This window comes from Mycobacterium sp. ML4, assembly GCF_054515735.1.
The window spans coordinates 59,652-72,270 of record NZ_JBTNSY010000007.1; the positions used below are offsets into that span (position 1 = coordinate 59,652).

Consider the following 12,619-nt stretch of genomic DNA (forward strand, 5'->3'; position numbering starts at 1 on the left):
GTTGGAGCATATGCTCCAACGCGATTTAGTGTCTGCTCACCACAGCGGGGTGACCCTCACGCCACGTCGATGATGACCTTGCCCAGTACCTTTCGGTCGGCGACGAAGCGCAGTGCCGCAGCGGTCTCCGCCAGCGGGAACCGCGCGCCGATGTACGGCCGGATCTTCCCGTCGGCGAACATCTGCGACAGCTCCGCGATGTCGCGGGCACACTCGTCGGGATAGTCACCCATGAAGGTGCGGATCTCCATTCCGCGGATGGTGATGTCCTTGAGCATCACCAGGTTTAGGGGGATGGCCGGGATCGATCCGGCCGCATAGCCGAGCGTGACGAACATGCCTCCGCGAGCCAGACCCCGCAGGGCGGGCTCCGCGTAGGATCCGCCGACGGGATCCAGGACGACACGAGCGCTGTCGCCGGTCAGTTCGCGGATGCGCAGCTTCAGGTCCTCAGTGTCGTAGTCCACGGTGGCCTCGGCCCCGCGCTCCCGGCACAAGTCCAGTTTCTTGGGGCTTGATGCCGCCGCCAGCACGCGCGCCCCCATCGCCACCGCCAGATCGACGGCGGCCAGGCCCACGCCGCCCGCTGCCCCCAGCACCACGACCCAGTCGCCCGGTTCGACTCGCGCCACGGAGCGCAGCGCGTGATACGCCGTGCGGTAAGTCACCCCGAACGCTGCGGCGGAGGCGGAGTCCACGCCGTCGGGCACCGGTGCCGCCGTCGCGGCATCCAGCACCGCCAGCTCGGCGAACGCCCCGAATGTCGTGCCGAACACCCGCCGGCCCAGGTTCATGGTCGCGCCGGTGCCGACGGCAACCACCTCACCGGCGATCTCGTTGCCCGGTATGAAGGGCGGCGGGATCTTCACCTGATATTTGCCGGCGATGAATAGCACATCCGGAAAGTTCACCGCCGCGGCGTGCACCCGCACCAGCACCTGGCCGGGGGCGGGCGCCGGATCGGCAACCTCGGAGAGCACCAGATCCTCCGGCGGGCCGTAGGCGTTGCAGAGGATGGCGCGCATCAATGGACTCCCAGCCCGAGCAGGCAGAACTTCACCAGGTGCTCAATGTCTTCCCGGCCCGGCCGGTCGGCCGATCCCACGTACCGCCGCATCATCGCGACCGTGCCACCGTAGACCGCGTCGACATCGCGATCGACGTCGGCGCTACCGAGCGCGGCTACCGGCTCCACGAGCAGATTCCGTAGCGGCAGCAGCATTTCCCGGTCGGCGACAAGCCAGGTCGACATCTGCCCGGCGGCCGCGCGGCTCATGCTGATCAGGTGCGGGTCGGCAACCTGGGCCAGAGCGCCCTCGATCCAGCAGGCGATCTTGTCCTGCGGCCGTGCTTCCTTGGCCATCTGATGCTGAAGGTAGGACACCACGATCGCCACGCCCCGTTCCATCACAGCCAGGATGAGGTCGTCCTTGCCCCCGAAGTAGCGGTAGAACGCCTTGTTCGACGAGCCTGCCTCGGCCACGATGTCGCTGACCCGCGGGGGTTCGGGAGCCGCCCGCTCCATGACCCGGACCGCGGCGGCCAGAATGCGTTCCACCTCCGCGGTGGCCTCACGTTGCCGGTCGTCGAGAGCGCGCTCGACGGCCGCCGTCACCCGGTCACTCACGGCTAATCGGGAAGTGCCGGAACACGATCGATCACCCCGGCGTACTTCTTTCGCACCGCCTCACGGCGAACGTCGAGCATTTCGCTGGGCCACAGGCCTTCTTCGGCGTCGTAGCCCTTCAGCAACATCCGGGCCAGGTTCACCTTGTGCGCCTCCGTCGGCCCGTCGGCCAGACCCAGTGCGATACCGCCGAGCAACATGTTGACCAACGGCAGCTGATCGCTGAGCCCGAGCGCGCCGTGCACCTGAATGGCACGCAGCGCAATGGATTTCAGTACCTGCGAGGCCAGGATCTTGCAGACGCCGATCTCCGCGCGCGCTGCGCGTTCGTCGCCGTTGTCGATCAGCCAGGCGGCGTGCAGCACCGTCAGCCGGAATGGAATCAACTCGGTGTGCGAGTCGGCGATGAACTCCTGCACCAGTTGCTTGTCTGCCAGTGAACTGCCCTGTGTGAAACGACTTTTCGCACGGCGGGACATCATCTCGATGGCACGTTGCGCCATTCCGATGGAACGCATCGCGTGGTGCATGCGTCCTCCGGCCAGGCGGGTCTGCAGAATCAGAAAGCCCTGCCCGGGCTCACCCAGCAGAGCGTCGGCGCCCACTCGAACGTCGTTGTAGCGGACCAGCGAATGGCCGGGCTCGTGCGGATCCGATCCGACCAGGTGGTGGTTTGCCTCGATGGTGAGACCCGGGGTACCCGCCGGGATCAGGAAGGTGGACGCGCCGTGGTGCACCGGCACATCCGGATCCGTAATGGCGACGACAATGAAGAACGAGGCGACAGAGGCGTTGGAGGAGAAGAACTTCCGCCCGGTGATCACCCAGTCGTCGCCGTCGCGCACGGCGCGAGTGGTGAAGACCCGCGGATCGGCGCCGCCCTGCGGTTCGGTCATCGAGAAGCACGAGAAGATCTCGCCGGACAGCAGGCCGGCCAGGTACCGGTCCTTCTGCTCCTGGGTGCCGAAACGGGCGAGAATCTCCGCGTTGCCCGTGTCGGGCGCCTGCGTACCGAAGATGATCGGCGCCCACGGGCTGCGGCCCAGAATTTCGTTGATCAGCGTCAGCTTGACCGCGCCGAAGCCTTGCCCGCCAAGCTCGGGCCCCAAATGCGGTGCCCACAAGCCCTGCTCGCGCACCTGCTGCTTGAGCGGATCGACGATGCGGCGGCGATCCTCGTTCAGCGGGAGGAACTCGCAACCAGGGAAGAGCACTTCAAGCGGTTCCACTTCGTCGCGTACAAACGCGCGAACCCACTCGAGTTTCTTCTCGAATTCCGGCTCGGTGGCGAAGTCCCATGCCATCGGAGTGCTCCTATCGTCAGATCGTCAGGGAATGCCGCCATCGGCCCGCACCACGGAGCCGGTGGTGAAACTGGATGCATCGGAGGCGAGGAACAAAGCTGCGCCGACTATTTCGGGAGGACGGCCGGCGCGTTTCAATGACAGGTGCCCGAACATGTCGGCGCCTCGCTCCTCGAGGTTCCAGGCCTTGCTGACGTCGGTCAGGAACGGTCCCGCCATCAGTGTGTTGACCCGCACCGTCGGTCCGAACGCGCGCGCGAAACCCTCCGTCATCGCGTTGAGTCCGGCCTTGGCCGACGCGTAGGGAATGATGTCCGGGCTGGGGCGCAGTGAGCCCGCCGAACTCATGTTGATGATCGAGCCACGGCCGGCGGCCACCATCCGCTCACCCACCAATGCCGAAAGACGGAACGGCCCTTTGAGATTCAGATTGAATACCGAGTCGTAGAGCTTCTCGGTCACTTCCGACAGCCTGCCGTAGAGCGGCGACATGCCGGCGTTGTTGATCAGGGTGTCGACTTTGCCGAACGCGTCGTAGGTCGCCTCCACCAGCCCGTCGAGCTGATCCCACCGGCCGACGTGCACCTGGTACGGCAAAGCGGTGCGACCGGTCTCGGCCTCGATCTCTTTGGCGACGGCCACGCAATTGTCCATGTTGCGGCTGGCGATCACCACGTCGGCGCCGCAGCGGGCGACCCCGAACGCCATCTCGCGACCCAGTCCGCGGCTGCCGCCGGTGATCAGCACCACGTGGTCGGTGAGATCGAAAAGCTGGTCGGCGTAACCCATCTCAGGCCCGGGCCAATTCTGCGGCGGTGGCGATCAACTGCGGGATCATCACCCCGAACGCGTCCTTGATCTTCGGATCGACCTTCCCGGTGCGCACCCCGGCCGCATATGTCTTCTCCAGGACGATGCCCAGTTTCCAGTTGGCAAGCACCAGGTAATAGTTGATGTTCTCCGTGGATAACCCGCTCACCGACTCGTAGTGCGCGAGCAATTCGCGGCGCGGCGGCATACCTTCCATGTCGAGGTAGAACCCGCCGGCGCGCGGCTCCTCCCCGGCGTAGCCCAGCAGCGCCCACGCCAGATCCAGCAGCGGGTCACCGACCGTCGTCATCTCCCAGTCCACGATGGCGGCCAGCCGTGCCGGAGCTCCGTGGGCGAACATCACGTTGGCGAACTGGTAGTCACCGTGCATGATGCCCGGCGTGTAATGCCGCGGCCGATTGCGACGCAGCCAGTCTGCGGCCTCGTGCAGGCCGGGCAGCTCGCGGACCTTGTAGGCGTCGAGGAAGGCCAGCCAGCGGTCGACCTGGCGATCGTGGAAGCCGTCCGGGCGGCCGAAGCCTTCCAAACCCTGAGCGCGCCAGTCGACCCGGGCCAGTTTGGCGGCGCCCTCGACAAGCTGGAAGGCCAGCTCACGACGTGCCGCCAGGTCGGTGTCGAACGGCGCTCGCCAGCCGCCGTCCATCGGACTCCACCCGTCGATCGCGCGCATCACGTAGAACGGCAGTCCCAGCAGCGCGGCGGCCTCGTCGGCCGCGATCAACTCCGCGTGCGGAACATCGGTTCCGGACAGCGCCCGCACCAGCCGAATCTCACGCAGCAGGCCGTCGACCCGCGCGGCGTCAGCGCGGGGACCGGGCATCCGCAGCACCATCCGTTCCGGCCCACGCCGGATCAGATAGAGGGTGTTCTGCGAGCCTCCGCCGAGCGGTTCCAGGACCGGCTCGGTGCCCTCGGCAGGTGCGTGGTTCGAGTCGAGCCAGCGGCCCAGGGCGCCGGGATCCAGTTCGGTTCCGCTCGTGGTCGTCATGTCCCGAAACACCCCACTCTCCTGTCGGAGAATAACATTCTCCGCTGCGCCGGCAAGTCCGCGGATGGGCCCGTGCGAGTCTTGGCGTATGCAACTGCTTTTGGTCCGGCATGCGTTGCCGCTGCGCAGCGATCACGGCCAGGGCTCTGACCCTGACCTGTCCGAAACCGGATTGCAGCAGGTGGCGCGCCTGCCCGAGGCGCTGGCCCGGTTTCCGATCTCCCGCGTGGTGAGCAGCCCGCAACGCCGCGCGATCCAAACCGCCGAGCCGCTCGCACAGGCTCGTGATCTGTCCGTCGACATCGAGGACCGGCTGGCCGAATATGACCGCGACCTGGCGTCCTACATTCCGATCGAGCAGATCCGGACCGAGTTCCCGCAGAAGTGGGCGCGGATGGCCCAGGGGCAGCTGCCCTCCGCTGTGGACGAGGACGCCTTCCGCGCGCGGGTGCGCGGCGCGATCGATGACCTGGTCGCCTCCGCCGACCCCGACGAGACCATTGCCGCGTTCAGCCACGGCGGCGTGATCAACGTAGTGTTGCACGAGATTCTGGGCACCGCCCGGTTGTTGTCATTCCCCATCGACTACGCCTCGGTGACCCGGCTGTTGTTCTCCCGGACCGGTCAGGCGACGGTGGCTACGGTCAACGCCACCGAGCATGTCTGGGATCTGCTGCCCCGAAACCGGCAGGCGTGAGTCGACGATGCAGGCCGCGCAGCGGCGTGCGGAGGAGCGAACAATTCAGCAGGCGTGAGTCGACGATGCAGGCCGTGCGGAGGAGCCAACAAATCAGGCGGCGTGAGTTACTCCACCCAACGGTGGTAAACAAGTGCGGTGACTTCGGTGGACCGACTTGACGGCCTCGAGCTGGCTGCGCTGGACGGGTATCTGCGCTCACTGGACATTCCGCGCACCGGCGAGTTGCGCGGCGAGTTCATCTCCGGCGGACGCTCGAATCTGACCTTCCGCGTGTACGACGATGCTACGAGCTGGGTGGTTCGCCGGCCGCCGTTGCACGGCTTGACGCCCTCCGCGCACGACATGGCCCGCGAGTTCAAAGTGGTGGCCGCGCTGCAGGACACGGCGGTGCCCGTGGCTCGCACGATCGCCCTGTGTGAGGACGACACGGTGTTGGGCGCTCCGTTCCAGATCGTCGAATTCGTTGCCGGACAAGTCATCCGCCGGCGTGCTGAGCTGGAATCACTGGGCCGGCGCGCCATCGATGGCTGCGTTGACTCGCTGATCCGGGTGCTCGTCGACTTACACGCCATCGACCCCGCCGCCGTCGGGCTCAGTGACTTCGGCAAACCCGACGGGTACTTGGAGCGCCAGGTGCGCCGGTGGGGCTCGCAGTGGGAGCTGGTGCGGTTACCCGAGGACCGCCGCGACGACGACGTCGCACGGTTGCATTCTGCGCTGCAGCAGGCGATTCCGAAGCAGAGCCGGACGTCGATCGTGCACGGCGACTATCGCATCGACAACACCATCCTGGACTCCGACGACCCCACCCTCGTGCGTGCGGTCGTCGACTGGGAGCTGTCGACTCTAGGCGATCCGATCAGCGACGCGGCGTTGATGTGTGTCTATCGCGACCCGGCGCTGGACCTGATCATCGACACCCAGGCCGCCTGGACGTCGCCGCTGCTGCCCACCGCCGACGAGCTGGCCGACCGGTACTCCCTGGTGTCCGGTCAGCCGCTGGGCCAGTGGGAGTTCTACCTGGCGCTGGCGTACTTCAAGCTCGCGATCATCGCCGCGGGGATCGATTTCCGCCGGCGCATGGCGGAGCAGGCCGATGAGCAGGAAGCGTCCGACGACGCTACCGACGTAGTGGCGCCGCTGATCTCCCGCGGACTCGCCGAGATCGCCAAGCTGACCTAGCGGACGGCGGCGGTCAGATTCTTCTTCGCCGCGCGGCGCAGCTGAACGATCCGAGCGGTACCGACGGCGACGGTGATCAGGCCACCGACCACGGCGGCCAGCAGTATCGCCACACCCAGCGGGAGCGTCCAGTGCCAGCCCAGGAAAGTGAATGCGGTGGACGCGGTGTTCTGCGTGATGAAGACGAGCAGCAGGATCAGGATCAGGAAGCCGACGATCAGCGACGACCACAGCGCACCGGCCCGGGTGAATGCGGACGCCTTGTCCTTGGGTAACGGACGGGACTGTGCCGGCGCGGATCGGCGGGCGGCGGGCTGATCAGCGTGAGGCTGATCGGGCGGAAGCGCGCCAGGGGGATTGCTGGTCATACATTCATCTTGACCCATCCCGCACCGAATGAAACCAAACCGCGGGAAAACTCCTCGCGTGCCCGGCTGCGGTGACGTCGCGGACACGTAATGTCGGCTAGGTGAAGATGCTGCGGCGGGCGACACTGGCCGCAGCGGCATGGCTGGCGCTGTGGCCGGTCGCGGCCTGCGGCAATCCCGACCCGTTCGGGTCCGGCCCCGGCGGCCCGAGGTCCATCGTGGTCGGATCGGGCGACTTTCCGGAATCGCAGATCGTCGCCGAGATCTACGCGCAGGCACTCCACGCCAACGGCTTCGACGTCGGACGCAGGATGGGCATCGGTAGCCGTGAGACCTACATCCCGGCGCTGAAGGACCATTCCATCGACCTGGTGCCGGAGTACATCGGCAACCTGCTGCTCTACTTCGAACCGGGCTCCAAAGCCACGGTCCTGGACGCGGTCGAGTTGCGGCTCTACCAGCGACTGCCCGGCGACCTGTCGATTCTGACCCCGTCGCCGGCGTCGGACACCGACACCGTCACGGTGACGGCCGCGACCGCAGCAAAGTGGAGCCTCAAGACCATCGGCGATCTGGCCGCGCATTCCGCGGAGGTGAAGTTCGCCGCGCCGTCGGCATTCGCGACCCGCCCGTCCGGTCTGATCGGCCTCAAGCAGAAGTACGGGCTCGACATCGCCGCGGGCAACTTCATGACCATCAACGACGGTGGCGGCCCGGTGACGGTACGTGCTCTGGTCGACGGAACAGCCAACGCCGCAAACATTTTCAGCACCTCGCCGGCGGTCGTGCAGAACCATCTGGTGGCGCTCGAAGATCCTGAGCACAATTTCTTGGCGGGCAACATAGTGCCGCTGATCAGTTCGCAGAAGAAGTCGGATCGCGTCAAGGCCGTGTTGGACGCGGTGTCGGCCAAATTGACCACCGCAGCCATCGCGGGACTCAATGCAATGGTAGCCGGCAACGACGGCGCCGACCCCGACCAAGCCGCTCGGAAATGGGTGCGCGACAACGGCTTCGACCATCCGATCGAGCAATAACGTGATCACCTTCGACAACGTCAGCAAGGTGTTCGCCGGGGGCGCCACGGCCGTCGACCACCTGAGTCTCGATGTGCCTGAAGGCAAGCTGACCGTCTTCGTCGGCTCGTCGGGGTGCGGCAAAACCACTGCGTTGCGAATGATCAACCGGATGGTCGACCCTTCATCGGGAACCCTCACCGTCGACGGCAGGGACGTATCGACCGTCAACCCGGTGCAGCTGCGGCGTGGCATCGGCTATGTCATTCAGAACGCCGGTCTGATGCCGCACCAACGGGTTATCGACAACGTCGCCACGGTACCGGTACTGCGCGGTCAGTCCCGGCGGGCCGCTCGCACCGCTGCCTATCAGGTACTCGAACGCGTCGGGTTGAATCCGAAGCTCGCGTCGCGCTATCCCGCGCAACTGTCCGGTGGTGAGCAGCAGCGCGTGGGAGTGGCGCGGGCGCTGGCCGCAGATCCGCCGATCCTGTTGATGGACGAGGCCTTCTCGGCCGTCGACCCAGTCGTCCGGCACACACTGCAGAACGAAATACTGCGGCTGCAAAGCGAATTGCGCAAAACGGTGGTGTTCGTCACGCACGACATCGACGAGGCTCTGCGGCTGGCCGACCGGGTAGCGGTGTTCGGGCCGGGCGGAGTTCTGCAACAGTACGACGAGCCGGCACAACTGCTCGCGCGTCCGGCGAACGATTTCGTGGCGAACTTCATCGGCCTGGGCCGCGGCTACCGGTGGTTGCAACTCGTCGACGCGGCCGGCCTGCCGCTGCATGAGATCACGAGCATCCCGGCCAGTGATCTGCTGAGTGCCGCGGTTCCGCAAGGCTGGGCGTTGGTCGTCGACGATGCGGGCGCACCGGTGGGCTGGATCGACGCCGACGGACTGCGCCGGCACCGTGGTGGCCAGCCGCTGACGGAGGCCCTGGCGTCGGTGGGTTCGGTGTTCCACACCGACGGGAACCTGAGTCAGGCTCTGGATGCGGCCCTGTCGTCGCCGGCGTCGGTGGGCGTCGCGGTGGATCGGGCGGAGAAGGTCGTGGGCGGTGTGCTGGCCACCGATGTGTTCGCGACGGCCCAGGCTCGCAGACGGATCTAGGGCGGGCGTAATGCACTATCTGTTGGCGCATCTGGGCACCGCGTGGGCACTGACCGTCATCCATGTGAGGTTGTCCCTGGTTCCGGTGGCGATCGGCCTGGCGATCGCGGTGCCGCTCGGTCTGCTGGTGCACAGAGCCCCGCTGGCCCGTCGGTTGACGACGGTGACCGCGAGCGTGATCTTCACGATTCCGTCGTTGGCGCTTTTCGTGGTGCTGCCGCTGATCATCGGGACCCGCATTCTCGACGAGACCAACGTGATCGTTGCGCTGAGCGCCTACACCACCGCGTTGATGGTCCGGGCGGTTCTGGAAGCTCTGGATGCGGTTCCGGCGCAACTGCGTGAGGCGGCCACCGCCCTCGGCTACGGGCCGCTGGCCCGGATGCTGAAGGTCGACCTGCCCCTGTCTCTCCCGGTGCTGGTCGCCGGTCTGCGGGTGGTAGTGGTGACCAACATCGCGATGGTGTCGGTCGGTTCGGTGATCGGGATCGGCGGCCTGGGCAGCTGGTTTACCGCCGGATTCCAAATGAACAAGAGCGAGCAGATCATCGCGGGCATCATCGCGATGTTCACACTGGCGATCGTTATCGACACCCTGATCAGCGTGGCCGGCCGACTGGCCACCCCATGGGAGCACGGCCGCCGGATCCGGTCCCCGATCGTGGGCGGTGCCCGATGAACTTCATCGCGCAGGCACTGTCCTTCCTAACCACCGCGGACAACTGGACCGGCCCCGACGGGCTGGCGGCTCGCGCGTGTGAGCACCTCGGATACACCGCGCTGGCCGTGGTGGCCTCAGCCGTCATCGCCGTCCCGGTGGGACTGATCATCGGGCACACCGGCCGCGGTCAATTGCTGGTGGTGGGCACGGTCAACGGGCTGCGCGCCCTGCCGACGCTGGGTGTGCTTTTGCTGGGCGTGCTGGTGTATGGGCTGGGGCTCGGGCCGCCGATCGTGGCGCTGATGCTGCTCGGCATCCCGGCTGTGCTGGCCGGCACGTACGCGGGAATCGCCAACGTGGACCCATTGGTGGTCGACGCGGCGCGTGCCGTGGGCATGGCCGAGCATCAGGTGCTGCTGCGGGTGGAGGTGCCTAACGCGCTGCCCCTCATCCTGGGCGGTGTGCGTAACGCGACGCTGCAGGTGGTGGCGACCGCGACGGTGGCCGCCTACGCCAGCCTGGGCGGACTCGGCCGTTATCTGATCGACGGGATCAAGGAGCGCCGATTCCACATCGCGTTGGTCGGTGCGCTGATGGTGGCGGTGCTGGCGCTGGTTCTGGACGGGCTGATGGCCTCGGCAGTGTGGGTTTCGGCACCGGGCAGCGGGCGACTGAGCAGGCGCATTCGTCGGTGTGGCGGGGTAGTTGGCGACAAACCCGCCGCGGTTGACCAACACGTTTTACGGTAGAGACGTGACCGCAGCTTCCTCTGATCCGACTCCGAGCCCCTGGCCGCAGATGCTGACCTGGCGCGCACAGGACATCTCGCGCATGGAATCTGTACGCATCCAGTTGTCCGGCAAGAGAATCAGAGCAAATGGCCGCATCGTGGCCGCGGCCAGTGCAACCAACCCGGCGTTCGGTGCTTTCTACGAGCTGCAGACCGACGAGACCGGGGCCACCAAGAGGTTCGGGTTGACCGTCACGTTGGCCGAGCGGGAACGTCAGCTCGCGATCGCCCGTGACGAAGAGAACATGTGGTTGATCACCGACCACCAGGGTGAGCGGCGCTCGGCATACAACGGTGCCCTGGACGTCGACCTGGTGTTCAGCCCGTTCTTCAACGCGCTGCCGATTCGGAGGCTGGGCATCCATGAGCGCGCCGAGTCCGTCGTGCTGCCGATGGTCTATGTCAATGTGCCGGCGATGACGGTCGACGCGGCCACGGTGAGCTACACCAGCGAGGGCCGGCTGGACGCGATCAAGCTCCGGTCACCGGTGGCCGACACGACGGTGACCGTGGACGTCGACGGATTCATCGTCGACTATCCAGGACTGGCAGAGCGGATCTGATGACACCGCCGGCCCGTCCGGCCGCGGCCAGCTGCTGGCGCCACCCGTCCGCCCCTACGATCACGGTGACGATGTCCGAGCGCGGGAAGCTTTCGTAGCGGGTGCGTGCGGCGTGGCCCTCGTCGACCAGATCGGCCACCGAGCCGTTGCGTGCAAGCGAATCGCGGGCCCGGACCAGCAGTTCGATGATCCGGTCGGTGGCCGGGGTCAGCTGGCCGGTGTTGGCCTCGCACATCGCCCGCACCAGATCGGGTGCCGTGCCCGCAACCCGCGTGGCGTCCCGGAAAGAACCCGCGGCCAGCGCGAACGCCAGCGGCACCTCGGCGGCGGTGATGGCCAGCGCCTCGGCGAGCAGGTGCGGCAGGTGCGAGATGGCCGCGGCGGCGGCGTCGTGCTCGTCGGACTTGGCGGGCACCACCACCGCTCCACAGTCCAGGGCCAGCTCGACCACCATCGACCAGACGTGCGGGTCGACGTGGTCGTCGACGCTGACCACCCAGGGTGCCCGGTTGAACAATCCGCCGTGGCCGGCTGTCCACCCCGAATGCGCGGTGCCGGTCATCGGATGGCCACCGACGAAGCGCGACAACATCCCGGCCGCGACGACCTCGTCGAGCACTGCCTTCTTGACGCTGGTGACGTCGGTCAGCGGACAGTCGGGAGCCGATTCGCAGACGTAAGCCAGCATGCTGGGTAAAGCCGGCATCGGCACGGCCAGCACGATCAGTGCGTTGCTCGTGGCCGCGCGGGCCAGTGTCTCGCTGAGGTCGGTGGAGGCGTCGAAGCCGTCGGACCGGGCGCCGTGGGCGCCTTCAACCGAGCGGTTGTAGCCGAAGACTTCGCGGCCCGCCCCGACGGCGGCCCGCATGATCGAACCACCGATCAGACCCAGCCCGAGCACACACACCGGTGTCTTCCCCACGGTCCAAGGTTGACACAGGTCGTGCGGCAACGGGTCGCCCGGACCCGGAACCGAGCGCCAACTCGACCATCCGGCCCACGAGTCGCCCACCCGGGCGTCCCGTTTCTTATCATCGCCGGATGACTGAGTTCTCAGCTCTGCCGCAGGCCGACTAACAAGCGATCGGCAAGACACTGCTCACCCTTCGCAAGGCGTTCGACGACCGAGACGCCGAGCCACTCAACGACCTCTACTCTGCGGATGCGGACTGGGTGAACGCCTTCGGCACGGTCAACATGGGCGCCGCGAGAATCGTGGAGTACCTGCGCGGCCTCTTCTAGGACGCAAACTTCAACCGCGGTGAACTCGCCGGCGCCCCCCAAACCAGCTTCAAGGGTGGTCAAAGGGGCAGGGTCTCGTCGGCGGCGGCACGATGGACCGCGACAACTACTCCCTGCGAGTCCTCCACCGCCAGCCCAGTGGCTCCTGGCTGATCGTCTCCGAGATGTGCCAGGACGCCAACACCCAAACCGCCTACCCACACTGATCGGCGCCGGCCGGGACTGTTGCC

The 12,619-nt window shown here is 66.8% G+C and carries 15 protein-coding genes; 7 read left to right on the forward strand and 8 right to left on the reverse strand.

Annotated features, from left to right (window positions below):
- Positions 1 to 56 precede the first annotated feature (56 nt).
- Genes ACX9NE_RS09385 through ACX9NE_RS09405 form a run of 5 tightly spaced genes read right to left on the reverse strand, consistent with a single transcriptional unit; the run spans position 57 to position 4,750 of the window.
- Positions 57 to 1,025, reverse strand: coding sequence for an NADPH:quinone oxidoreductase family protein (locus ACX9NE_RS09385; protein WP_459361414.1), 969 nt, complete (start codon positions 1,023 to 1,025; stop codon positions 57 to 59).
- A complete protein-coding gene (locus ACX9NE_RS09390) occupies positions 1,025 to 1,627 on the reverse strand; it encodes a TetR/AcrR family transcriptional regulator (protein ID WP_459361415.1) in 603 nt (200 codons plus the stop codon). Before ACX9NE_RS09390 ends, ACX9NE_RS09385 begins: the two co-directional genes overlap by 1 nt.
- 2 nt (positions 1,628 to 1,629) lie before the next feature.
- A complete protein-coding gene (locus ACX9NE_RS09395) occupies positions 1,630 to 2,931 on the reverse strand; it encodes an acyl-CoA dehydrogenase family protein (protein ID WP_459361416.1) in 1,302 nt (433 codons plus the stop codon).
- A 24-nt stretch (positions 2,932 to 2,955) separates the two neighbouring features.
- A complete protein-coding gene (locus ACX9NE_RS09400; protein WP_459361417.1) occupies positions 2,956 to 3,720 on the reverse strand; it encodes an SDR family NAD(P)-dependent oxidoreductase in 765 nt (254 codons plus the stop codon).
- Position 3,721: 1 nt separating this feature from the next.
- Complete coding sequence (locus ACX9NE_RS09405; RefSeq protein WP_459361418.1) at positions 3,722 to 4,750, reverse strand: phosphotransferase family protein; 1,029 nt, start codon at positions 4,748 to 4,750, stop codon at positions 3,722 to 3,724.
- Between the two features lie 88 nt (positions 4,751 to 4,838).
- On the opposite strand from ACX9NE_RS09405, the gene ACX9NE_RS09410 reads away from it, so the two are divergent.
- A complete protein-coding gene (locus ACX9NE_RS09410; protein ID WP_459361419.1) occupies positions 4,839 to 5,447 on the forward strand; it encodes a histidine phosphatase family protein in 609 nt (202 codons plus the stop codon).
- Positions 5,448 to 5,585: 138 nt separating this feature from the next.
- The gene (locus ACX9NE_RS09415; RefSeq protein WP_459361420.1) at positions 5,586 to 6,632 is read left to right on the forward strand and encodes a phosphotransferase family protein; all 1,047 of its coding nucleotides are present in this window, start codon (positions 5,586 to 5,588) and stop codon (positions 6,630 to 6,632) included.
- Here ACX9NE_RS09415 and ACX9NE_RS09420 read toward each other — a convergent pair.
- Positions 6,629 to 7,000 carry a LapA family protein gene (locus ACX9NE_RS09420; RefSeq protein WP_459361421.1) on the reverse strand — a complete coding sequence of 124 codons (372 nt, stop codon included), beginning with the start codon at positions 6,998 to 7,000 and terminating at the stop codon, positions 6,629 to 6,631. The two genes, ACX9NE_RS09415 and ACX9NE_RS09420, sit on opposite strands and share 4 nt — an antisense overlap.
- 107 nt (positions 7,001 to 7,107) lie before the next feature.
- Between ACX9NE_RS09420 and ACX9NE_RS09425 the strand changes: the two genes are divergently transcribed.
- Genes ACX9NE_RS09425 through ACX9NE_RS09445 form a run of 5 tightly spaced genes read left to right on the forward strand, consistent with a single transcriptional unit; the run spans position 7,108 to position 11,147 of the window.
- The gene (locus ACX9NE_RS09425) at positions 7,108 to 8,037 is read left to right on the forward strand and encodes an ABC transporter substrate-binding protein (protein WP_459361607.1); all 930 of its coding nucleotides are present in this window, start codon (positions 7,108 to 7,110) and stop codon (positions 8,035 to 8,037) included.
- Between the two features lies 1 nt (position 8,038).
- Positions 8,039 to 9,133 (forward strand): ABC transporter ATP-binding protein, encoded by a 1,095-nt coding sequence (locus tag ACX9NE_RS09430; RefSeq protein ID WP_459361422.1) that lies wholly within the window; start codon positions 8,039 to 8,041, stop codon positions 9,131 to 9,133.
- Positions 9,134 to 9,143: 10 nt separating this feature from the next.
- Positions 9,144 to 9,812: an ABC transporter permease gene (locus ACX9NE_RS09435; protein WP_459361423.1), complete on the forward strand. Its 669-nt coding sequence runs from the start codon at positions 9,144 to 9,146 to the stop codon at positions 9,810 to 9,812.
- The gene (locus ACX9NE_RS09440) at positions 9,809 to 10,543 is read left to right on the forward strand and encodes an ABC transporter permease (protein WP_459361424.1); all 735 of its coding nucleotides are present in this window, start codon (positions 9,809 to 9,811) and stop codon (positions 10,541 to 10,543) included. The genes ACX9NE_RS09435 and ACX9NE_RS09440 overlap by 4 nt, the downstream gene beginning before the upstream one ends.
- Before the next feature lie 4 nt (positions 10,544 to 10,547).
- The gene (locus ACX9NE_RS09445; RefSeq protein WP_459361425.1) at positions 10,548 to 11,147 is read left to right on the forward strand and encodes a putative glycolipid-binding domain-containing protein; all 600 of its coding nucleotides are present in this window, start codon (positions 10,548 to 10,550) and stop codon (positions 11,145 to 11,147) included.
- On the opposite strand, the gene ACX9NE_RS09450 is transcribed toward ACX9NE_RS09445, so the two are convergent.
- Both ACX9NE_RS09450 and ACX9NE_RS09455 read right to left on the reverse strand, forming a co-directional pair.
- Positions 11,110 to 12,054 carry a prephenate dehydrogenase gene (locus ACX9NE_RS09450; protein WP_459361608.1) on the reverse strand — a complete coding sequence of 315 codons (945 nt, stop codon included), beginning with the start codon at positions 12,052 to 12,054 and terminating at the stop codon, positions 11,110 to 11,112. The genes ACX9NE_RS09445 and ACX9NE_RS09450 overlap by 38 nt on opposite strands.
- Positions 12,055 to 12,200: 146 nt before the next feature.
- Entirely contained in the window at positions 12,201 to 12,452 is a 252-nt protein-coding gene (locus ACX9NE_RS09455; protein ID WP_459361426.1) for a hypothetical protein, read from the reverse strand.
- Positions 12,453 to 12,619: the final 167 nt, after the last annotated feature.